Origin of the sequence: Agrobacterium cavarae (assembly GCF_004310285.1) — a bacterium.
Classification (GTDB): domain Bacteria; phylum Pseudomonadota; class Alphaproteobacteria; order Rhizobiales; family Rhizobiaceae; genus Agrobacterium; species Agrobacterium cavarae.
On the sequence record NZ_SISF01000033.1, the window covers coordinates 453,500 to 475,746 of the forward strand.

General features: G+C 60.3%; 21 protein-coding genes. 9 read left to right on the forward strand and 12 right to left on the reverse strand.

Annotation, left to right across the window (positions count from 1 at the left end):
* Positions 1–508: 508 nt before the first annotated feature.
* A complete protein-coding gene (gene rpmE / locus EYC79_RS20585) occupies positions 509–730 on the reverse strand; it encodes a 50S ribosomal protein L31 (RefSeq protein ID WP_062427919.1) in 222 nt (73 codons plus the stop codon).
* Positions 731–966: 236 nt separating this feature from the next.
* Between rpmE and EYC79_RS20590 the strand changes: the two genes are divergently transcribed.
* Positions 967–2,757: an ABC transporter transmembrane domain-containing protein gene (locus EYC79_RS20590; RefSeq protein ID WP_130979348.1), complete on the forward strand. Its 1,791-nt coding sequence runs from the start codon at positions 967–969 to the stop codon at positions 2,755–2,757.
* A gap of 159 nt (positions 2,758–2,916) precedes the next feature.
* Here EYC79_RS20590 and EYC79_RS20595 read toward each other — a convergent pair whose 3' ends face one another.
* The 5 genes from EYC79_RS20595 to EYC79_RS20615 all read right to left on the reverse strand — a co-directional run bounded on the left by EYC79_RS20595 (position 2,917) and on the right by EYC79_RS20615 (position 8,506).
* Positions 2,917–3,948, reverse strand: a complete 1,032-nt coding sequence (locus EYC79_RS20595) for a peptidoglycan -binding protein (RefSeq protein WP_062427918.1) — start codon at positions 3,946–3,948, stop codon at positions 2,917–2,919.
* 2 nt (positions 3,949–3,950) lie between these two features.
* Positions 3,951–4,973, reverse strand: coding sequence for a hypothetical protein (locus EYC79_RS20600; RefSeq protein WP_062427917.1), 1,023 nt, complete (start codon positions 4,971–4,973; stop codon positions 3,951–3,953).
* 383 nt (positions 4,974–5,356) lie between these two features.
* A complete protein-coding gene (locus EYC79_RS20605; RefSeq protein WP_062599050.1) occupies positions 5,357–6,157 on the reverse strand; it encodes an inositol monophosphatase family protein in 801 nt (266 codons plus the stop codon).
* Positions 6,158–6,608: 451 nt separating this feature from the next.
* The gene (locus EYC79_RS20610) at positions 6,609–7,844 is read right to left on the reverse strand and encodes a tetratricopeptide repeat protein (protein ID WP_245495325.1); all 1,236 of its coding nucleotides are present in this window, start codon (positions 7,842–7,844) and stop codon (positions 6,609–6,611) included.
* A gap of 8 nt (positions 7,845–7,852) precedes the next feature.
* Entirely contained in the window at positions 7,853–8,506 is a 654-nt protein-coding gene (locus tag EYC79_RS20615; RefSeq protein ID WP_130979349.1) for a thiamine phosphate synthase, read from the reverse strand.
* A gap of 180 nt (positions 8,507–8,686) precedes the next feature.
* Between EYC79_RS20615 and EYC79_RS20620 the strand changes: the two genes are divergently transcribed.
* Positions 8,687–9,451, forward strand: a complete 765-nt coding sequence (locus EYC79_RS20620; protein ID WP_062439758.1) for a sulfite exporter TauE/SafE family protein — start codon at positions 8,687–8,689, stop codon at positions 9,449–9,451.
* 142 nt (positions 9,452–9,593) lie between these two features.
* Here the strand turns inward: EYC79_RS20620 and EYC79_RS20625 are convergent, their stop codons facing one another.
* Entirely contained in the window at positions 9,594–9,770 is a 177-nt protein-coding gene (locus EYC79_RS20625; protein WP_082447303.1) for a YdcH family protein, read from the reverse strand.
* A gap of 506 nt (positions 9,771–10,276) precedes the next feature.
* On the opposite strand from EYC79_RS20625, the gene EYC79_RS20635 reads away from it, so the two are divergent.
* The 5 genes from EYC79_RS20635 (at position 10,277) to EYC79_RS20655 (ending at position 13,066) form a co-directional block, all read left to right on the forward strand.
* Positions 10,277–10,480, forward strand: a complete 204-nt coding sequence (locus tag EYC79_RS20635; RefSeq protein ID WP_062427987.1) for a YdcH family protein — start codon at positions 10,277–10,279, stop codon at positions 10,478–10,480.
* 76 nt (positions 10,481–10,556) lie between these two features.
* Complete coding sequence (gene purE, locus EYC79_RS20640; RefSeq protein WP_205654450.1) at positions 10,557–11,024, forward strand: 5-(carboxyamino)imidazole ribonucleotide mutase; 468 nt, start codon at positions 10,557–10,559, stop codon at positions 11,022–11,024.
* Positions 11,021–12,100, forward strand: coding sequence for a 5-(carboxyamino)imidazole ribonucleotide synthase (locus EYC79_RS20645; RefSeq protein WP_130979351.1), 1,080 nt, complete (start codon positions 11,021–11,023; stop codon positions 12,098–12,100). Before purE ends, EYC79_RS20645 begins: the two co-directional genes overlap by 4 nt.
* Positions 12,101–12,234: 134 nt before the next feature.
* Positions 12,235–12,360, forward strand: coding sequence for a type B 50S ribosomal protein L36 (ykgO, locus tag EYC79_RS20650; protein WP_003497670.1), 126 nt, complete (start codon positions 12,235–12,237; stop codon positions 12,358–12,360).
* A gap of 100 nt (positions 12,361–12,460) precedes the next feature.
* Positions 12,461–13,066, forward strand: a complete 606-nt coding sequence (locus EYC79_RS20655) for a tetratricopeptide repeat protein (RefSeq protein ID WP_130979352.1) — start codon at positions 12,461–12,463, stop codon at positions 13,064–13,066.
* Positions 13,067–13,347: 281 nt separating this feature from the next.
* Here the strand turns inward: EYC79_RS20655 and EYC79_RS20660 are convergent, their stop codons facing one another.
* The 3 genes from EYC79_RS20660 to EYC79_RS20670 form a co-directional block, all read right to left on the reverse strand.
* On the reverse strand, positions 13,348–13,602 hold the full coding sequence (locus EYC79_RS20660; RefSeq protein ID WP_062427909.1) for a DUF2312 domain-containing protein: 255 nt from the start codon (positions 13,600–13,602) through the stop codon (positions 13,348–13,350).
* A gap of 149 nt (positions 13,603–13,751) precedes the next feature.
* On the reverse strand, positions 13,752–14,057 hold the full coding sequence (locus tag EYC79_RS20665; protein WP_062427908.1) for a DUF1244 domain-containing protein: 306 nt from the start codon (positions 14,055–14,057) through the stop codon (positions 13,752–13,754).
* Between the two features lie 14 nt (positions 14,058–14,071).
* The gene (locus tag EYC79_RS20670) at positions 14,072–14,860 is read right to left on the reverse strand and encodes an N-formylglutamate amidohydrolase (RefSeq protein WP_130979353.1); all 789 of its coding nucleotides are present in this window, start codon (positions 14,858–14,860) and stop codon (positions 14,072–14,074) included.
* A 194-nt stretch (positions 14,861–15,054) separates the two neighbouring features.
* Here EYC79_RS20670 and EYC79_RS20675 point away from each other — a divergent pair, with 194 nt between their 5' ends.
* Together EYC79_RS20675 and pyk are read left to right on the forward strand one after the other, a co-directional pair.
* A complete protein-coding gene (locus EYC79_RS20675) occupies positions 15,055–15,537 on the forward strand; it encodes a DUF1036 domain-containing protein (protein WP_062427906.1) in 483 nt (160 codons plus the stop codon).
* On the forward strand, positions 15,537–16,976 hold the full coding sequence (gene pyk / locus EYC79_RS20680; RefSeq protein ID WP_062427905.1) for a pyruvate kinase: 1,440 nt from the start codon (positions 15,537–15,539) through the stop codon (positions 16,974–16,976). Before EYC79_RS20675 ends, pyk begins: the two co-directional genes overlap by 1 nt.
* 479 nt (positions 16,977–17,455) lie before the next feature.
* On the opposite strand, the gene EYC79_RS20690 is transcribed toward pyk, so the two are convergent.
* Both EYC79_RS20690 and EYC79_RS20695 read right to left on the reverse strand, forming a co-directional pair.
* Positions 17,456–19,660 (reverse strand): ice nucleation-like protein, encoded by a 2,205-nt coding sequence (locus EYC79_RS20690; protein ID WP_130979354.1) that lies wholly within the window; start codon positions 19,658–19,660, stop codon positions 17,456–17,458.
* A gap of 617 nt (positions 19,661–20,277) precedes the next feature.
* A complete protein-coding gene (locus EYC79_RS20695; protein WP_062427903.1) occupies positions 20,278–22,155 on the reverse strand; it encodes a peptidoglycan L,D-endopeptidase MepK in 1,878 nt (625 codons plus the stop codon).
* Between the last annotated feature and the right edge of the window lie 92 nt (positions 22,156–22,247).

The following is a 22,247-nucleotide window of genomic DNA, read 5'->3' on the forward strand; positions in this document are numbered from 1 at the left end:
GTAAGACGGATCTGATTTTTTTGGCTTCTTGGCGCCTAATCCGGTTCTTGGAACCATGCCTGGATAAGCCCCATAATCAACGCGAAGACCTCTCGGTTGCCGCCATCAGCCTTGACCAATGCTGTAGGTAACGCTCTCCCCTCCACCCTCATTCCTGTGCTTGTCACAGGAATCCAGCCGACGCGCGTCTGCGCGGCGAGGAAGCGTTCTTTCAGCCCAAAGACTTGGTCTGACTGGATTCCTGTGACAAGCACAGGAATGAGGACCGAGGTTTTTGGCGCGCCAGTTAATCCACGGCAGTCCCCTTCAGGCGAGGATGACGGTGAGGAGAAGTTGAACCTCAATGCATGATCGTGGACGGGAGCCTCCGCGTCACATGGCGAGCTCGACGCAGACCAGCCGGCCACATCTTGTCCCTTGAGCCCGTCCCGTAGGCTCGCTCCGCCATCCAGACAACAAAAAACCCCGGATCGCTCCGAGGTTATTTTGCCGTCCATGATCAAACGGATTAGAGGCCGAGGCCGCCGAAACGCTTGTTGAACTTGGAAACGCGACCGCCGCGGTCCATCAGCTGCTGGTTGCCACCAGTCCAGGCCGGATGGGATCTGGGATCGATTTCGAGGTTCATAACTGCGCCCTCGGAACCCCAGGTCGAACGGGTTTCGTATTCGGTACCATCGGTCATGACAACTTTGATCATGTGATAGTCGGGATGGATTTCAGCCTTCATGACAATCTTCCTGCGTAAGTGGGTGCGGACCATTTGCCGCAATTGCGTCAACTGAGCCGATTCAATAAATGAAACCTGAGCCCTTTAGGCCATGGCTTCCCAATTTGATGCGGAGCCTATACATGAAGGGCGCCGAGATAACAAGTGCCTGCCGATCACGGCAAGACACATATCAAGACGCCAAAACGGCGTCGCCGCCGGACCTGTTGATCCTGCGGCACCAAGGAGTAATGCACGTGGCAGACATTGAGGCACACAAGCCCGCAAGGCGCAGGACGCTGAAACCTCTGGCAAGCCTGTTTCCCTACCTCAAGCGCTATCGCGGTCTGGTTGCCGCGGCCCTTTTTGCGCTCGTGCTGTCTTCCGCCACCACGCTTGCGCTACCGCTTGCCGTGCGCCGCATCATCGACCACGGTTTTGAAGCGACCGATGGCGCGATGATCAACAACTATTTTGCCATGCTGCTGGCGATCGCCATCATTCTCGCGCTCGCCAGCGCCATGCGCTATTATTATGTGATGATCATCGGCGAGCGTGTGGTGACCGATCTGCGCCGTGATGTCTTCGCCCATCTGACCTCGCTGTCGCAGGCCTTCTTCGATACCAACCATTCCGGCGAACTGACCTCGCGCCTTACCGCAGACACGGTGCAGATCCGCTCCGCCTTCGGCTCGTCCGCTTCCGTGGCGCTGCGCAACACCCTGCTCTGTCTCGGCGCCGTGGCAATGATGGTCTATACCAGCCCGAAGCTTGCGGGTCTTGCACTTCTCGCCATTCCCTTCATCGTTTTTCCATTGATCGCCTTTGGCCGCTCGGTGCGCTCGCGTTCCAGAACCACGCAGGATACGCTTGCCGCCTCGTCTGCCTTCGCCTCCGAGACGATTTCCGCCAGCCGCACCATCCAGTCCTTCAATGCCGAGATGCTGGCAAACAGCCGCTACGATGCCGCCGTGGAGAAGGCCTATCATGGCGCCCGCGCGGCGATCAGCGCTCGCGCCATTCTAACGGCCGTTGCCATCAGCCTGGTCTTCGGCAGCGTCGTCGCGATTCTGTGGTATGGCGCGCATAGCGTCCTGACCGGCGCGATCTCCGCCGGTACGCTCAGCCAGTTCGTTCTCTATTCCGTCATCGCCGCAAGCTCGCTTGGTCAGCTCTCGGAAGTCTGGGGCGAGCTGTCGCAGGCAGGAGGTGCAGCCGAACGCCTCTCTGAATTGCTGGAGGAGAAGTCCCCCGTCGAAGAACCGGCCTCCCCCGTTTTGCTGCCCGTTCCGCCGCGCGGCGAAGCAAGCTTCGAGCATGTGGCCTTCCATTATCCGAAGGGTGCAGGCAAACCGATTATCTCCGACCTTTCCTTCCACGTCGCCGCCGGCGAAACAGTGGCGATCGTCGGCCCGTCGGGCGCTGGAAAAAGCACCGTGTTCTCGCTTTTGATGCGCTTCTACGATCCGCAATCCGGCCGCATCACCATCGACGGCACCGATATCCGCTCCGTCACCTTGAAGGAGCTGCGCTCCAGGCTCGCCATTGTGCCGCAGGATGTGGCGATCTTCGCCTCCTCCATCCACGACAACATCGCCTTCGGCAGACCGGATGCCACGCGTGAGCAGGTCCGGGCAGCAGCGCTCGCCGCGCAGGCGGATGGCTTCATTGCCAGACTGCCGGAAGGTTACGACACCGTGGCCGGCGAACGCGGTGTCACGCTTTCCGGCGGCCAGCGCCAGCGCATCGCCATTGCCCGCGCCATCCTGCGCGATGCGCCGATCCTGCTTTTGGATGAAGCGACCTCAGCGCTGGATGCCGAAAGTGAAACGCTGGTGCAGAAGGCGCTGGACGAGCTGATCGCCAAGCGCACCACCATCGTCATTGCCCACCGCCTCGCGACCGTGCTCAAGGCCGACCGCATTCTGGTGATAGATGAAGGCCGCATCATCGAGGAAGGCACGCACCAAAGCCTAATCCGCCAGGGCGGTCTCTATGCCAAGCTGGCACGCCTGCAATTCAACACGGACGCCAACGACGCGGCTTGAAGCATGGTCCGCACAGAACTGCGCAGCGGTTTTGCGATAACGACTCGCGATCAAGTACAGAACTAAATCGTTGGGGATCGAATCAGAAAGATCGCGACACGCTTTAAAGGCCGCGATCCCGATGCGAGCGCAAAGCGCCCCCCCATCGCCCCAAGAGGATCAGCGCTCCGTCAGCTTCAACTCGATACGGCGGTTCTGCGAACGGGCTTCCGGCGTCTCGCCTTCCGCCAAAGGCTGATATTCGCCAAAACCGGCTGCGACCAGACGGTTGGCCGGCACGCCCTTGGAAATCAGGAACTTGACGACGGAGGTGGCGCGGGCCGACGATAGCTCCCAGTTGTCACGAAAACGTCCGGAGCCGGACAGAGGCACATTGTCGGTGTGACCATCGACACGCAGCACCCAGTTGATCTCCGGTGGGATTTCCTTGGCAAGATCGATCAGCGCTGCGGCAAGCTTCGCCATTTCCACCTGCCCCTCCGGATTGAGATCCGTGCCGCCCGACGGAAACAGGACCTCCGACTGGAAGACGAAGCGGTCGCCGACGATGCGGATGTTCTCGCGGTCCGAGAGGATTTCGCGCAGGCGTCCGAAGAAGTCGGAGCGATAGCGGTTCAACTCCTGTACGCGCTGCGCCAGCGCCACGTTCAGACGACGGCCGAGATCGGCGATCTTCACCTGAGAGGATGTGTCCCTGGCTTCCGACGCCTGCAGTGCCGCCTCGACGGAAGCGATCTGAGCTCTGAGTGCGGCGATCTGCTGGTTCAGCAATTCGATCTGCGTCGAGGCTCTGGCACCGGCTTCGCGCGCATCCTCAAGCTCACCCGTCAACTGCCCGACACGGGCATTGGCGGCGGAACTGTTGCCCGCACCGGAATCGAGTAGCGCCTGCAGACGCGAGCGTTCGTTTTCAGATTGCGCAAGGGTCGATTGCAGATTGGCAAGCGTGTCTTCGATATCCTGCTTGCTGCCTTTTTCCAGCGCCAGCAATTCGGTCAACTCGGCAATCTGGTTGTTGAGGCGCGTCATGACCTCGTCCTTGCCGGAGATTTCGCGCGAGAGCACGAACTGTGCAAGAACGAAGACGGTGAGCAGAAACATGATCGCCATGAGCAGCGTCGACAGCGCATCGACGAAGCCCGGCCAGTAATCGATACCTCTGTCGCGACGGCGGTTGCGCGCAAGCGCCATGATCACGCGCTCCCGTTATCGTGGGGAGTGGATCGCCTGGCCGCCTTCTGGTCGGCATCCATTCGTGCAGTGAGACGGTCAAGCGTGCGACGGAGCGCCTTGGATTCCTCCTGCTGCGCTTCGATCCAGTCACGCAGCATTTGCTGCTCGCCGCGCATATTCTTCACCAGCCCCTGAATGCCCTCCGCCAGATTATGCATGGCGGCAAGTGAACGCTCGGTACCCGCCGCACCGCTCGCCGCAACGGGCTTGCCATCAACGGACAGATCGACGCCCGGATCGGTAACAGACGACAGCCAGTTTTCCAGCTGCGTGTAGAAGCGGTTTTGCGCGCGGCCCGCCTGAAGATCGAGAAAGCCGAGGATCAGCGAGCCGGAAAGACCGAGCAGCGAGGACGAAAACGCCGTGCCCATGCCCGACAGCGGCGCCGTCAGGCCGGATTTCAGCGAGGAGAGAATATCGCTGCTGTCGCCGGATGTCGGATCGAGGCCCTGGATGACGTCGCTGATGGCGCCGATCGTGCCGATCAGACCCCAGAAGGTACCGAGCAGACCGAGGAAGACCAGAAGGCCGATGAGATAGCGCGACGTGTCGCGCGATTCATCCAGACGCGTGGCGATGGAATCGAGAATGGAGCGCTGCGTGACGGTCGAGACCCGCACTTCGCCGCGCTTGCCGATCAGCGCCCGCATCGGCGCCAGGAGCTTCGGCGGACGCCCGGCCTTGTCGACGCTTCCGGCCGCCTGGAAATTGTTGAACCAGCGCACTTCGGGGCGCAGGCTCAAGATCTGCATGAACACCAGAACGATGCCGATGGCGAGAACGCCGAGAATGAAGCCGTTCAGACCCGGATTGGTCATGAAGGCTGACTGGGCCTGCCGGAAGAGAATGGCGGCAAGGAAGGCAACGATGATGAGGAAGATCATCATCGTCCATAAGAACGGCGTCGGGCTGGACAGCTTGTGATGATATTCTTTCGTCAGCGGTTTCTCGACGCCGACATCGAGCAGTTCCGTATCCGCCATAGGGCCCGTTCCTTTGATGCTGCCATGACCTTGCCCTCAAGACTGGGGCATCAACATGGTTCGGAGCGGAAGCTAGAGTAAAATTACGACGAATTGAAGTGAAAAGCCTTTTGAGAACAAAGCTTTTTCAAAGAATGAAAGGGAGGCTAAGGTGAGGTTCGGTCGTACCGTAGGGATCGAACGCATAGGCGTCGCGGTAGACCGGGCAAGTGCCTTGAGCAAGGATTCCTTGACCCACCCTCACTCCTGTACCGTCACGGGAAGCTTAGCCGTCGCGCGTCAGCGCGACGAGAAAACATTCTTCCAAACCAAAGATTTGGTCCGACCGGAGTCCTGTGACGGGCACAGGAATGGGGGCGTCAGAGGAGACGCCTCGGTCCCTATCAGCGGCCAGGAACCGGACGGTTGACGACGTCCAGCAGCGCCTTCTGGATATACTCGTTGCCCGCAACCACGCTGCGGCTTTCGAGCATGCTGTTCGCGCCGCCCATATCGGAAACGAAGCCGCCGGCTTCGCGGATGAGCACGATGCCTGCGGCGATGTCCCAGGGGGACAGTTCCGCTTCCCAGAAGCCGTCGAAGCGACCGGCTGCGACATAGGCGAGGTCGAGAGCAGCGGCACCCATGCGGCGCACGCCTGCGGTCTCGCCCATTACATGGCGAAGTTCGACGAGGAACTTGCCGTGGTTGCCGCGGCCGAGATGCGGAACGCCGCAGCAGACGACGCTGTCGGAAAGTTGCTTGCGGGCCGCAACGCGAATGCGGCGATCATTGAGGAACGCCCCGCCGCCACGCTCGGCGGTGTAAAGCTCGTCCGTTGCCGGGTTGAAGATGACGCCGGCGACGATTTCGCCGCTGCGCTCCAGACCGATGGAGACCGCAAACTGCGGAATGCCGTGCAGGAAGTTGGTGGTGCCGTCCAGCGGATCGACGATCCAGCGATGGGCGCCATCGGTGCCGATTTCCTCGCCGCCCTCTTCGCCGAGGAAGCCATAGGTCGGACGTGCCTTCATCAGCTCCTCGCGAACGATCTTTTCAGCCTTCAGATCCGCCTGGGACACGAAGTCGCTCGGTCCCTTGACCGATACCTGCAGGTTCTGCACTTCACCGAAGTCACGCGACAAAGATTTTCCCGCCTTCAAGGCGGCCTGAACCATGACATTGAGAAGGGCTGAACGGGCCATGAAAACATTCCTGGAAGGTGGCTGAACCGGCCGCGCAAGATCGGGGCAGGCAGGCATATTGGTTTCTATTTTAGATTTGCGGGTTCAAGACCACAAAACGCACCGAAATTCAAGGCTAAAGCATAGTCGCGCAAAAAGGTGAAATGCCACGGTACACGGCGCATCTGCTTTTCCGGGGCCTTGACGCCAATCAAGCGTCTCGAAGTACCGGTTGAGATAATCCTGTGATCAAGTGTGAAAACCTCTCGTTCGTCCTCCTCGGGCTTGACCCGAGGATCCATCTTTTTCAACTGCTTAACGGTTCGACAGTGGATCCTCGGGTCAAGCCCGAGGATGACGGTGAAGAGAGGTTCGGCGTTATCACAACGTCGTGCGACGGTGGGCCTCCCAACAATTGAAACAGTAAAAGGACGACCCGTTCGCCTCGTGAGCCGTGGCGGCGCCTTCGCCCTCAGTTGGGCCGGAACTTGTTGGCCGCGTCGATCGCCTGCTTCTGCTGACTGTCCTCGATGCCGAGATAGAAATCTTCCAGCCCCGGGTCTTTTAGACCTGCGCGGCGCGACAGCACATACCACTTGGCCGCCTCGATCGGATCGGGGCGCGTTCCGAGCGCCTGGATGTAGAGATGCGCCACCTTGTTCTGCGCCACGACATTGCCGCGCTGAGCGGCACCATTCAGCCAGCGAAAACCTTCTTCCAGATCGCGATCGCCGGCCGTGCCGTTGACCAGCCAGATGCCGAGATCGACCTGCGCGGTATCGAAGCCCGCCTTTGCGGCACGCGTCAGCCATTCGCGCGCCTTTGCCTTCTTTTCCTTCGGCACCTCCGGCACGTTCAAATAGATCTGCGACACGGCATATTGGGCATCCGCAATCCCTTTTTCCGCCGACCTCTCATAGAAGGGCAGCGCCGCCATCAGACCCTTTGGCCCGGGCGTCTGGGAAACGAGGATTTGTGCCCAGTTGAATTCGGCTTCCGGATTGCCTGCCTCAGCCGCACGGCGCATGTAGTCGTCGGCAAGCGTCTTGTCGTGCTTGACGAGCCGGCCTTCCATCAGGATCAGCGCATATTTGAACATGGCAACGGGATCGCCATTCTTGGCGGCCTGCTCGTACCAGAAGGTGGCGGTCTTGTCGTCGCGGGCAATGCCGAGGCCGCGGCTCATCATTTCAGCGACCAGCGTCTGCGCTGCGGCATCGCCGTCCTGCGCGCGCGTCAGCGCCTTGTCCAGCGCCTGCACATATTCACCGCGCTGGTAATGGCCATAGGCCTCGTCGATCTTGCCCTTGAATTCCTTTTCCTTCGGCAGCGGCGGAAGCTCGGCGCCCATGCGCTGATAGACGGTGACGCCCTCCGAAGGCTGGAGATCCTTCTGATCGCCGCCGGTCACCCGGCCTTTCCGCAGCGGATCGGCATCCTGGTCTGTCGGTCGCGACAGCACGTCCGGTTCCTGGTTCACCACCGGTCCAAAATCGGTGTCTTCCTCGCCGGCGCCATCGACACCTTGCGCCTGCGGCTGAAGGCCCGGCAAAAGATCAGGGCTTGCCTGCGGCTCACCCTGCTGCGGCGCTGGCTGTTGGCCGGCCGCTGGAGCCTGGCCCTGCGCAAAGGCAGGGGTCGCGGTGATGGCAAAAGCCATCGCCAGAAGCGAGATCGATGGGGAAAGGCGGAGCAAGCGAAGGATCATCGCCCGTATCAACCGCCAAACCGTGGCGCTTTTTCGTCAAGCAATGCATTAGCTTCGGCAACGGCATGCGCCGCGCCGCCCGCGTGAGCGAAGACGGCCTGGCGCAGTGCCACGAATTCCACGCCGCTTTCGGCAACCGCAACCACCGAGGCGACATCCGAACCGCCCATGACGATCGACGGAATTTCGATCATCGACGCCCACCATTCGCCGAGTGCGACGTTCTTCGGGTGTGGCTCCGGCTTGATATCACCCTCCAGCTTGCCGAAGAAGATATAGTCCGGGTTCGCTTCGCCCTGCTCCAGCGCCTTGTGCCGGTCATCGGCATTGCCGCCGCCGACGATCATCTTCGGCGTGAACTTTTCCACCGCTTCCGCCAGCGGCTCCACGCCGCCTATCACATGCAGACCATCGGCCTTCACGCGGCCGGCAACGCGGCTGTCACCGGCAACCAGCGCTGCGGCACCCGCCGCCTGCACGATCGGCACCAGCACTTCCGCGCGTTTCTGGAAGCTGTCGTCATCGAGAGCGTATTGGGGAATGATGACGGAGGCGACGTCGCCGCCCCTCAGGGCATCCTCCAGCGCCTTGGCTTGCAGGCCAGCATCTTCGGCTTGCGGCACGATCAGAACCAGACGGCAGCGATCTTCAGGAGAACCCATGATTTTTCCATTTTCCGCAGAAAGAACGCTTCATCGCCAATCTGCACTCGTTTTCATATACTGTTTCCGATAAACCGGACTGCACGAAGGATCAACAGTTCATAGCTGGACTCTTTGTCGTCCTTTCCCCCCGCGGCCTGTTCCAATGGTCGTCTCACACGCTCATCTCAAGTCCTGACCATGTCGCTCGATCTCCATTTCTTCCTTGTTGCCATTCCCGCTGTCGTTCTGGTCGGCCTGTCGAAAGGCGGGCTCGGCGGTGCCCTGGCCTTGATGGGCGTGCCGCTGATGGCGCTGGCCGTGCCGCCGGTGCAGGCGGCGGCGATCTTCCTTCCCATTCTGATCGTCATGGATCTGGTGGCGCTCTGGGCGTGGCGTCACCACAACCACCGGGAAACGCTGCTGTTGATGCTGCCGGGCGCCATTGCCGGCATTGCGCTCGGCTGGGCTACCTCGACGCTGATTTCTCCCGACGCGATGCGCCTCGTCGTCGCAACCGTCACCATCCTCTTCGTGCTGCGCTATTTCTACGAGACCTTCCGCGCCCGCCGCGGACAGGAGATTGCGCCAAAACCGCAGAGACCGGCTGCCGCCACGCTCTGGTCGTCACTTTCCGGCTATGCAAGCTTTGTCGCGCATGCCGGTGGTCCACCCTTCCAGATCTATGTGCTGCCGCTCAAGCTGGATCCGAAGACCTATACCGGCATGAGCGTGCGCTTCTTCGCCATCATGAATGCGATCAAGCTCATTCCTTATTTTGCGCTGGGGGCGCTGGATTCCACCAACCTCACCACCTCGGCCACGCTGCTGCCGGTGGCGATGATTGCCACATTTGCAGGTGCGAAGGTTGTCAAATACATGAAGCCCGCCGTCTTCTATCCGCTGATGTATGGAATGGCGTTTATCGCGGCGTTGAAACTGCTCTGGGATGGCTTGCCGGCGTAACAAATGTCCCTTGCGGCGCATGCATCCGCAGCCTCCTACAGACAAAACGGAAAGGCCCTGATCGCGCTTTGCAACCAGGGCCTTGAACTTTTACCGCTTCTCAGGCGAAAACTCGCCCTGCGGTCTCAATAGTTATTGAAAATCAATGTTTCGTGGTCGCTTTCAGCCTCTGCAACTCGTCCTTAAGACGCAGCTTTCTGCGCTTGATATTGGCAATCTCCCGATCGTCGGAAGACGGGGAAGCAAGAATACTCTCGAGCTCTTCCTCCAGAGCACCGTGTTTCTTTTCGAGCGATGCAATATGAGCCTGAATGGTCATGCGGCACGTCCTTCCTTGTTGAACCTACCTCCAGCGCTCCATCGCTGGAGTTTCAGGTTTACGACAGCACTGTGACACGGAAAGCGCGCTTTGTCGAAGGCGAAATCGGGGCAATAGTGCGGCAAAAATGCTATAAGAGCGCTTCCTTGTTAAATGGAAACAGTTCTGTTGGTTCAAACGGGATCGACTGATTGTCCGGATGGCGCGTGCCGTAGCCAACGCATACGGCCAAGCCGTCCGGGCAAGCAGGTGGCCCGTTTCAACCAACCCGAAGGGCCGGGGATTTTTCCGCCAGGATCAAAGGCGATCGGCTCGGCCGTACCTTTGGGTATGCCCTTCGCCAATCGCCTTTGCCCTGACGAAAACCTGCTCCGGCAGAACGTTGCCATTTGACAAGGAAGCGCTCTAAGGAAACTTCCCGTTACCGCCATTTGATGGTACAGGCACGAAGACCAACAACAGAGATGCCGGATGGCGGTCCGGTTCATTACAATGGGGACGACGAGATGGCCGACCAGGAACAGGCGGACGTCCGGCTTACGCTGGCAAGGCTGAGGCAGGAGCATGAGGATTACGACACGGCCATCAACGCGATGATCCAGACCAATTGCGAAGCGCTCAGAATTCAACGGATGAAGAAGAAGAAGCTGGCCATCAAGGACAAGATGACCCAGATCGAAGATCAGATCATTCCGGATATCATCGCCTGATAAGCTCTGGACCCTGACAACCCTCTGGACAAGGAGAGGCCGCTTGACCACCGAAACGCCGCCCGTCGCCATCATCATGGGAAGCCAGTCTGACTGGGAGACCATGAAAAACGCCGCCGATACGCTGGATGCGCTCGATATCGAATATGAGGCGCGCATCGTGTCCGCCCACCGCACGCCGGAGCGGATGTTCGATTTCGCCACCAATGCGAAGGATGAGGGCTTCAAGGTCATCATCGCCGGTGCCGGCGGCGCCGCCCATCTTCCCGGTATGACGGCAGCGCTGACCCCTCTCCCCGTCTTCGGCGTTCCCGTTCAGTCGAAAACCATGTCCGGACAGGACAGCCTCTATTCCATCGTGCAGATGCCGGCGGGCATTCCGGTCGGCACGCTTGCCATCGGCAAGGCGGGCGCCATCAACGCCGCCCTTCTGGCCGCCGCCGTGCTGGCGCTTTTCGACGAGGATCTGGCCGACCGGCTGGACAATTACCGCGCCCGTCAGACGGCCATCGTTGCCGAATATCCCATGGACGCCCCGCAATGAAATCGTCCACCATCGGTATCATCGGCGGCGGCCAGCTTGGCCGCATGCTGGCCATGGCAGCCGCCCGCCTGAATTTCCGCACCGTCGTGCTGGAACCGCAGGCCGATTGTCCGGCGTCGCAGGTCTGCAACCGCCAGATCGTTGCGGCTTACGATGACGAAAAGGCGCTCGCCGAACTGGCAAGCCTCTGCGATGTCGTGACCTACGAGTTCGAAAACGTGCCCGTCGTCGCGGCCGAAACGCTCGCCGCCTCTGTGCCGGTCTATCCGCCGGCTGAAGCGCTGAGCGCCTCGCAGGACCGCCTGACGGAAAAACGCTTCCTCAATGGCTGCGGTATCCCCACAGCCGATTTCCGCGCCGTGGACGATCAGGCGGGTCTTGAAGCAGCACTTGCAGCATTCGGCGGCAAGGGTGTGCTGAAGACGCGGCGCATGGGCTATGACGGCAAGGGTCAGCGCGTCTTCAAGGGCGGGGAAGATCTGACCGGCGCCTTCGATGCGCTCGGCAAGGTGCCGCTGATTCTCGAAAGTTTCATTCCCTTCGAGCGTGAGATTTCCATCATTGCCGCACGTTTTCAGGATGGCACCGTCACCTGCTACGATCCGGCCGAAAACGTTCACCTGAACGGCATTCTCCATACGTCGACGATTCCCGCCGATCTCTCTGACGCGGCAAGAACAGTTGCGGTCGAATCGGCGCAGAAGCTGCTCGCCGCGCTGAACTATGTGGGCGTCGTCGGCATCGAGTTCTTCGTGCTGGCGGATGGTTCGCTGGTGGCCAATGAGATGGCGCCGCGCGTCCACAATACCGGTCACTGGACGGAAGCGGCCTGCGTGGTCTCGCAGTTCGAGCAGCATATCCGCGCCGTCGCGGGCCTGGCGCCTGGCAGCACCGCGCGTCATTCCGATTGCGTGATGACCAATCTGATTGGCGACGACATCGACAGCGTGCCGGATTGGCTGAGCCAAAAAGACTGCCTTGTGCATCTTTACGGCAAGACGGAGGCCCGTCCGGGCCGAAAGATGGGCCATGTGACGCAACTCACCAAGGCTGGAAAGCCGGGGTTTTCCCGGTAAAAGCTTGCGTAGCGTGTTGACAGGCCGGTGCTGAAAGGGTATCTGCCTGCCAACCGAAAAAGGCGCGCCCCGTTGCGCGCTTTTGATTGTTTAGATTATGCGTGCGAAAGCCCGCCAAACTGCGGACCAGAAAAATGAAGATCAAGAACTCGCTCAAAGCGCTTAAGGCTCGTCACCGCGACAACCGTCTGGTTCGCCGCAAGGGCCGCGTCTACATCATCAACAAGCAGAACCCACGCTTCAAGGCTCGTCAGGGCTGATTGCGTTTCTGCAGTGCTCCGTTTGAAAAGGCGGATCACTTTGTTGATAGCAGACAGAATTCGATTTCCTAATTGGCGCATACGGATTATCGTGATCCGCATGCGCCAATTTCGTTTTTGTGCCCTCCTCCTCGCCTCGCTCAGCCCGCTTGCCCCGGCCGCGACGCTTACCGCCCATGCTGCGGAGCCGGTAACGACAGCGCCTCAGCCTGAGCAGCCTGCCTCCAAAGACCCGGTCGGCGATCTCTTCAACAATCTGAAGAAGGAGAGCGACGCCAAGAAGGCCCGCGTCATCGCCACCGAAATCGTTGGCCAGTGGAGCGATTCCGGCAGCCCCACCATCAATCTGCTGATGCAATGGGCCGAAGAGGCCAATGAACAGAAGCGCAGCGCCGCAGCCTATGACTTCCTCGACCAGGCCATCTTCCTCGACCCGGACTACGCCGGCGCCTGGTACCGCCGCGCCATGATACATCTGGCCGATGGCGACACCCGCAAGGCCATGGCCGACCTCAACAGCACATTGGAAAAAGAACCCCGCTTCTTCCCCGCCCTTGCCGGTCTCGCCAATATTCTGGAAAGCTCAGAGCGCAATGAGACCGCGATGAAGGTATGGGAGCGCTACCTGACGCTCTACCCCGCCGACAAGGAAGCGCAGAAGGAAATGGGCGAGCTTTCCGAAAAGCTGGCTGGCACGCGCAGCTGATACGCCTGTCGCTTTTGCCCTGCGGGATGGGGCGTCGTTGATGCCCGTTCGGTACAGTCACTATCACTGGTGACGGCGCTGCGCCACACTCTGCCGTCCTCCTCTGGCTTGACCCGAGGATCCAAACCCGTCGACGCGAATGCAACGGAGATGGATGTTCGGGTTAAACCCGAGCATGACGATGGAGAGGTCGGCGCCACAGCAATCCATGCGCCTTCCAAAAAGCAAAATCGCCGCAGAAGCGGCGATTAAACAGGTCACTTATCGAGCAAGCCCGAAGCTCACTCCATCCCAAGCGCAGCCATGTACGTCTGCAGGATCGTCTCTTCCTCGATGCGCTCATTGGCGTCCTTCTTGCGAAGACGGATGATGGTGCGGATCGCCTTGGTGTCGTAGCCGCGGCCCTTGGCTTCACCCATGACATCCTTGATGTCACCCTGGATTGCCGCCTTCTCTTCTTCGAGGCGTTCGACGCGCTCGATGAACTGGCGAAGTTCGGCGGCGGCGACGGTTTCGGTTGTGGCTGTTTCGTCCATTCCATGATCCTTCAATAGTTCGGCTCGCTTCGAGCCCGTTTCTGTGCGGCGAAATCTTCGCCTGCTGCTCATCAAAGGCAGCCAAAATTCCCGGCTGGTGAACTGCCCGTGGAAAGGCCTCACGTCAAGCCTAATCGGGTGGGAGACAGCTATTCCTTCGGGCGGTTTTCTTCGAAGGCGGCTTTCTGGCCATCGCTCGCTTCGCTCTGGTGAAGACGCTTCCAGTCTTCATAGGGCATGCCGTAGATGATCTCGCGCGCCTCGTCCTTGCTGAGATCGGTACCGGCATCCTTTGCCGCATCCGCATACCAGTTGGATAGGCAGTTGCGGCAGAAGCCGGCAAGGTTCATGAGGTCGATATTCTGCACCTCAGGGCGATTGCGCAGATGGTTGACCAGCCTGCGGAAGGCGGCTGCCTCGAACTCAGTTCTTTGCTTCTCGTCAAGCTCGCTCATATCGATGTCGCCTTTCAATAAGGACCAGTCCGCGAGGCGAACTGCTTGTACTCATGCAGGGTGGGATCGTCATTCATTGCGGCAAAAATGGGAGCGAGACGATCAGCCCAGGCGGCAATGCCAGCCTCATCGCCGATCAGGTCCTGGCGCACTTCCAGAAGCGCGTGCGGGATGCCCTTCATCATGCAGTGGCGATACATGGTGTCACCCTTCAGCGCGCCATCATAAGGCTCGTTATCGCCCACAAGAATATCGCCGCTCGCCCTCAGATGCTCAATCAGCGGGTGAACGGCACGGTGGTCCGTGTCCCACAGAACCGCCGCATGCCAGGGACGCGGAACGGACTTCCAGAACGGCGTGTAGGAATGCAGCGAAAACACCAGTGGTGCCTTGCCAGACGTCTGCGCCGTTCTGGTCAGAACCGTATCAACCGCATTGTGATAGGGGCGATGATGGGTTTCGAGCCGCCTCTCCCACTCCTCGTCCGTGATCGGATGGTTGCCCGGCACGACGGCGCCATCGGAAATCTTCATGATCAGCGTCGGATCGTCCTCGCCGCGATTGGGATCGATCAACAGACGCGAGAAGCGGCCGAGAACGGCAGGCACGCCAAGACTAGCCGCAAGCTTTCTGGTCAAACCTTCCACACCAATGTCATAAGCGATATGGCGCTCGAACGCGGCTTGCGGTAGACCGAGATTGCCGTAAGCTTGTGGAAGAAGGTTCATGGCATGGTCTGCAAGCAAAACCATGCCTTTGTCATAATCGCCTTCTATGATTTCGTATGGCTGAAAGTCTGGCATAATTGATTTCTGGGGCAGCTAAGGGAGAGACGCTTGATGGCATGGCTTGACGCCACGCGCAAGTTTGCACGGGTAAACGGCCATCGACAGCACCGCACCAGAGACCCGACCTGATAATATAATCGATTAAACTCGCGTTGACATTCTTGGGCCTCCGCGCCTAGAAGTGTTTTCACTATAACCATGGAATCCGGATGGACGCCGTGACATACACATTCCCCGCTCTCCTCGAGAAACATCGGCGCGCGATCCGCATTTTCACCGCAGCCGCCGTCCTCTCTTCTCCCCTTTTGATAGCGCAGCCGGCATTGGCGGATTTCCGCGTCTGCAACAGCACGCAGAACCTTGTCGGCGTTGCCATCGGCTATCGCGCAAAGGAAGGCTGGGTCAGCGAAGGCTGGTGGCAGGTGCCTGCCTCCACATGCGCCACGCTGATCGAGGGTGAGCTGCAATCGCGCTACTACTATCTCTACGCCGAGGATGCGGCCCGCGGCGGGCGCTGGACTGGCGACGTCAACATGTGCGTGGCCGAAAACGAGTTCAAGATCAACGGCGTCGATGATTGCTATGCCCGCAGCTTCCAGCGCATGGGCTTCAAGGAATACGATACTGGCCGACAGGGAAGCTGGATGGTCCAGCTTTCGGACACGCCAGGAACACAGGAAAGTCAGAACTGATGAAGCGTAACCGCAAAGTCAAAATCCTTGCAACTCTTGGCCCCGCTTCGGCAGAAGAGGCGATGATCGAGAAGCTTCATCTTGCCGGCGCCGATCTCTTCCGCATCAATATGAGCCATGCGAGCCATGACGTGATGCGCACGCTGATCCAGCGCATCCGCTCTGTCGAGAGCCGCAACGGCCGCCCGATCGGCATTCTGGCGGATTTGCAGGGACCGAAGCTGCGCGTCGGCAAGTTTGCCGATACCAAGGTCGATCTCGTCGCTGGCCAGACCTTCACGCTCGACAACAACGAAGCCCCTGGCGACAAGAACCGCGTGTTCCTGCCCCATCCGGAAATTCTCGAATCCGTCAAGCCGGGCGACCGCCTGCTGATCGATGACGGGAAGCTGCATCTGCGCGCCGAAAAGTGCGACGGCAAGAGCATCGTCACCACCGTCGTTTCCGGCACCAAGATTTCCGACCGCAAGGGTATCAGCCTGCCCGACACGCTGCTCGGCGTTGGCGTTCTGACCGACAAGGACCGCGCCGACCTTGCCGCAGTTCTCGCAACCGAAGAAGTCGACTGGGTCGCGCTGTCCTTCGTCCAGCGCCCGGAAGACCTGGCGGAAGTGCGCAAGATTGCCGGCAACCGTGTCGGCCTGATGTCGAAGATTGAAAAGCCGCAGGCGCTCGAACGCATCGAAGAGATCATCGAGCTCTCCGACGCACTGATGGTGGCCCGTGGCGACCTTGGCGTGGAAATGCCGCTCGAAGCCGTTCCCGGCATCCAGAAGCAGCTGACCCGCGCCTGCCGCCGCGCCGGCAAGCCGGTCGTTGTTGCGACGCAGATGCTGGAATCGATGATTTCTGCACCGGTCCCGACCCGCGCTGAAGTCTCCGACGTCGCTACCGCCGTCTTCGAAGGCGCGGATGCGATCATGCTGTCGGCTGAATCCGCTTCCGGCGATTATCCGGTCGAAGCCGTCTCCACCATGGCTTCCATTGCCAGCACCGTCGAGCAGGACCCGCACTACTCCAACATCATCTACGCGCAGCGCGCCCAGCCGGAGGCGACTGGTGCCGACGCGATTTCGCTCGCTGCCCGCCAGATTGCCGAGACGCTGCGCCTCGCGGCCATCGTCACCTACACCTCGTCCGGCACCACCGGCCTTCGCGCCGCGCGTGAACGCCCGCAGGTTCCGATCATTGCACTCTCGCCGATCATTCAGACGGCGCGCCGTCTGTCGGTTGTCTGGGGCCTGCACTGCGTCGTCACCGGGGATGCCAGCGACCTCGACGACATGGTCAACCGCGCGTGCCGCATCGTCGTGGCCGAAGGCTTCGGCAAGCCCGGCGATCGCATCATCATCTCGGCCGGCGTCCCCCTCGGCACGCCCGGCGCCACCAACATGGTCCGCATCGCCTATATTGCCCAGGACGGCCAGAGCGGCGTTTGATCGCAGTGAAAGAGGGCGAGAGCGAAGCTCCGCCCTCTTGTCCTTCGCCGTTTCGCGCTTGATGCGCAGCGACGCTGCCCCAATCCACTCCGAGTGCTTGGGAAGTTTCTGTTAAAGCGTGTCGCGATCTTTCAGATTCGCTCAAACGCTTTAGGTTCTTGTTATCGCATGTCGTTATCGCAAAACCGCTGCGCACTATTGCGCGACATGCTTTTGGGTTTCATCCCTTCCGCCTTGCTTGAGTCGGACACCAGCCCGTTACATGCGCAAAGTGAAAATGTCTGCTGTGCCCTGAGACTGGTCGTGCTTAATCTCTGATCGCGTCCGGGATGGCGCGTTGAAGGGATTTTGTAAGGTCCGCGCAGCCGCAGCCAAGCCGCACTCGAAGGAGGGCTTCAGAACTGCGATGATGATCGCGGCACTGAGGACGGAGGCTGGTGCCGTTTTCCGGCAATCCTTACCCTTAACCCATCTCTCGATCACACACTCCGATAGGCTGCGATCACGATATCGACCTGCGCGGGGCTCATCCCGTCCACCTGACTGGACGAGAAGGCAGAGAGATGGCTGGTGTCGAGGCCGCTCAGGGCGCCTGTGCTGAGCCCGGCAATCGCCTTTTTCTTGATGGCGGCGATTTCGGCGGTGGTAAAGCTGTTGAGTTCACCAGCCGACAAGGTTGCCAGTTGCGTGCTGTTGAGAGCGCCGACCTGAGTTTCGGTCAGTGCTGCGATACCAGCGGAACTCAGTGCATCGAACTGCGCCGTCGTCAGGGAGGCAATCTGGCGTGTGCTCATGCCCGCAAGCGTCGCCGTGGTGAGATTGGCGATCGTTGCAGTGGAAAGCGTCGCGATCTGAGTGGTCGAAAGCGCCGCGAACTGGCTCGGCGTCAGCGCCGAAATCTGAGCAGAGGTCAAGGCGTTGACCTGCGCGCTGGAAAGGCCCGCAATCTGGGCTGTCGTCATCGCCGACAGCAAGGTGGTGGAAAGGCCGGCGATGGTGGCTGTCGGCAAGCCGCCCAACACGTTCTTCTTCAGGCTTGCGATCTCCGCCGTGGTGAAGCTGTTGAGTTCTGCCGCAGACAGTGTTGAAAGCTGCGCCGAGGTCAGTCCCGCGACCTGGGCTGCGCTGAGAAGCGCAATATCCGCGCTGTCGAGCGACCCGAATTGCGCTGTGGTGAGCGCCGAAATCTGGCGTGTGGTGAGCGCCGAAAGCGTCGCGTCGCTCAAGCCCGCGATCACCGCGGTCGACAGGTTGGCGACCTGCTGCGGCTTTAGCGCGGAGATCTGTGTCGCCGTCAGCGCCGAAAGCTGGGAGGAGGTCAGCGCCTGAAACTGCGAGGACGTCAAGGCCGAGATCTGGGCTGTCGTCATTGACGCGATCAGGGTGGTGGAGAGCCCAGCAATCGCCGCCGTGGACAGCCCTGTCAAAGCACCCTTTTTCAGAGCGGCGATCTCTGCCGTGGTGAAGCGGTTGAGTTCCGCAGAGGACAGCGTGGCGAGTTGCGCGGAGGTCAGGCCGGCGACCTGATTTTCGTTCAAGAGCGCGATGTCGTCGGAGCTCAAGACGTCGAATTGCGCAGCGGTCAGCGAAGAAATCTGGCGCGTGGTGAGCGCCGACAGGGTCGCATCATTCAGGGCAGCGATTGCGTCCGTGGTGAGGCTGGCGATCTGGTCCGGCTTCAGCGCGGCGATCTGCCCGCTCGAGAGCGTGGCAAGCTGGGCTGCCGTCAGGGCTCTCAACTGCGCAGAATTCAGGCCGGCGATCTGCGCCGTCGTGATTGCCGAGACAAGGCTGGTGGAAAGACCGGCAATCGCGGCGGTGCTGATGCCCGCCACGACGTTCTTCTTGATCGCTGCGATCTCATCGGCTGAGAAGCTGTTGAGCTCGGCGGCCGTCAGCGTTGCCGCCTGTGCGGCTGTCAATCCGCTCACCTGCTGGCTGCCAAGGGCTGCAAGGCCGGCACTGCTGAGAGCATCAAATTGGGTGGCGGAGAGTGCCGACATCTGACGGTTTGTCAGGCCGGCAACCTGCCCGGAACTGAGGCTATGGAGGACGTCGGTCGAAAGCCCGGCGATCTGCTTCGGCGTCAATGCACCCATCTGCGCCGGCGTCAGCGCTGCGAGCTGCGCACTCGTCAAGGCGCTCATCTGCGTTGAACTGAATGCGGCAAGCTGGGCAGGCGTCAGCGCCGCAAACTTCGTCGTCGACAGCCCGGCGATGACGGCGCTCGACAGTCCGCCAATATTGACTTTCTTGATGGCGGCCAGTTCATCGGTGGTGAAACTGTTGATCTCGGCAGACGAGAGCGCCGCGAGCTGTGCGCTGCTCAAGGCACCCACCTGGGCCGAGTTCAACGCTTCGATCAGCGCGCTCGATAGATTATCGATCTGGCTGCTGTAGAGCGATGCGACTTGCGCTGTCGTCAGCCCGGATACCTGTGTCGTGCCGATGGCCATCAATTGCGACAGGGTCAGACCGATGATCGACTTCGGCGCGATGGCACCGACATCGGCAGAGGAAAGCGACGAAATCACGGAGGTATTGAGCGCGCCGATCTGCGTGCTGGTCAGCGCCTTGATCTGCGCCGAACTCAGCGCGTCGACATCGGCACTCGTCAACCCCGCAATCACGGAGGTGGAGAGCATGGCGATCTGGCGTGTGGCGAGCAAGGAAATCGTGGTCATGGCGCGTATACCGTCGAGTGGCATGCCCATGTGACGACGAACCAGCCTCAACGCGTTTCGTGCCCGTGGCCGAAGGAAAGAGCGTTGAGACGAGATTGAAAACGGCCTTGCGGCGCGTCTTTTATCGACACAGGAACACGGAATTCATCAGGGACATGGTTCGTCAGAACCGGCGCATTGAAAGAGCTTCATGCGTGCAGCGTCTCTCAAGACCACTGCCTTTGCGCGACCTAAAACAAATGACGTGCGGCGAGACACACATAACTTTCGCCGCGACAAACAAAGCAATGAAAAAAGCGTTAACAGCGCCATCAACGCCCGTCAAGGTGACAGCGTGGCTGACGAAAGCTCCGCGCACGCTTCGGCAAGAACAGACATTGTCTCAATCGCCTGAGACGCCCTCTCCGTGGGGACTCTCTACAGCATCGGCCCGAAGATCGGCCTTGATTTTCGCAAAAGCACGATGCGTCGATTCAAAAAGGAAAGAGTCCTTTGTGCGTCCAGTAGGACGCACGGCGCTTTGGTGAGACACAGCGTGGTCGCCTGCAAAAACAAACGACCCGAAAATCGATGTCGATTTCCGCGCCGTCACTTATCTTATGCTCTGCAGAAGCTGATTAAGGCATTCTGACCGGTGAGCTGAAGCGGCTGGAGTCGATCGCCTTGGCACCCTGGCGGAAGCTCGCATTCGAGGCCGACATATCGTGGCTCAGCATGCGGTTGCTGACGCGTGGTGCCTTCACCGCACGGACAGTCGCACCCTTGTTCTGGCTGAGCGCCCAATCGGAAATCGCTTCCTGCGTCAGGCGTCCACCGCTGACCATGGCCTGCTGCGATACGACGGCATCCTGCTTGCTTGGGCGACCACCCTTGGTCGGCAGGCCGGCATTGAGGCCGCTATTGTTGGCAGCCGCTGGCTTCGGATCGAACTCGTCGCCAAAGCTCTTTGCCTTCGGCGTCACCATCGGATCAAGCTTGGCAACCTGGCGCGGCGCCTCAACTGGGGTCGGTGCAGCATAGGCAGCAGCCGATGACGGGAATGGTGCAGCCGTCGGCATGGCAGCAGCCGTCACGGCAGAGCGTGCATCCTGTCCGCTCTGTTCCAGAGCAGCAATCACCGTCGGAGAGAGCGATGCCTGGCTGTCGGCTACGTCATCCTGGCCTTCCGTATCGGCATTGGCAGAGGCGATCAGTGCTTCTGCAACAGCCGGACGATTGGCCGGAACCGGCACATGGGCGACCAGCGCATCGGCCGGTGCATTTTCAGAATCGAGTGACGCCGTCATGACCGAACCCTGAGCATCACCACGCATGCCGCGCGGTCCAAGCAGGGTCGGAACCGGAACCGAGACCTCGGCCAGATCGGCGAACTTCTGTTCAGCCGGTGCGGCTGTCGGTGTTGGCGTGGTCGCAGCCTGGAGCGCATCCTGAGCGGCATTGCGACCTGGCGAATAAAGCGCCGTCGCTAGGCCAGTCGAAGCTTCTTCGCCACGGAAGGCCGGACGTGCGGTCGGAAGCGGCGCATTCACGGCACTCGGCACGGGCGCCGCAGAGGCCACCGCGACCGGGGCTTCTTCCGCCTCTTCCGCTACAGGAGCAGGGGCAGGCGAACGACCGGCAGGTGCAGGTGTCGCGATTTCTTCGGAATCTTCATCCTCGTCGCCACCGCCAAAGAGGGCTGCAAGAAGAGTCTTGCGCTTGCCGCCGGAAGAAGATGTCGCAGGTCCGGAGCCAGCGGTGCTCGCCACCTGGATGGACGAAGAGCTCACGCGCTTCTTGTAATCGGCCAGAGCCTGATCGTAACCCGGCAGCGGCTTTCCGTCTGCGGGAAGGTGAATGGTGTTGCCGTTCGGGAAGATGCGAACGAGTTCCTGGCGGCTCATGCGCGGCCATGCACGGACATTGCCGACATCCATATGGACGAAGGGCGAGCCGGAGGTTGGGTAGAAGCCGACGCCGCCGATCTGCATCTGCATGCCGATCTCACGCAAGCGGGCGAGCTTCACGCCGGGAATGAAAAAGTCCATCGCCTTGCCGAGCGTGTGCTGGCTGTGCTTGGCAACACCCTTAGTGCGCGAACGCAGCATGCCATTGGTCTCAGGCGAGCGGAAAGCGGAAACGACGTTGATGTAGTCCGTGGCGCCGGAGCGGCGATACACTTCCCAGACCAGATCAAAAAGGCGCGGATCCATCTTGGTGGGCTGGTTGCGACGCCAGTCGCGCAGGAAGCGATTGAGTTCCTGCAGGCCCTTTTGATCGTACTTGCCGTTTCTCTTGAATGTGATGACGGCTTTTTCTTTGGTGTGGATATAATAGAGCTTCAAACTGCGTGTCTCGGCGGCGGCTTCCGTCGCTGAAACGCTGAAGATGGGCATTGCGGCTAACATCAGGCACGCAACGGTGACAACGCGTGCCGACAGCTTCGTGCATATATCTTTGATCAAGCCGCGCGCAGACTTGCCCGCATGCGCGTTATTCCGATTCAGATATGGCAATTCGATCCCCGCCTGGCAGACAATTTGTCACATTGTCCCACTTGAACCTCAATTACGGTGACACGATGGCAAATTTGCCACACACATACAAC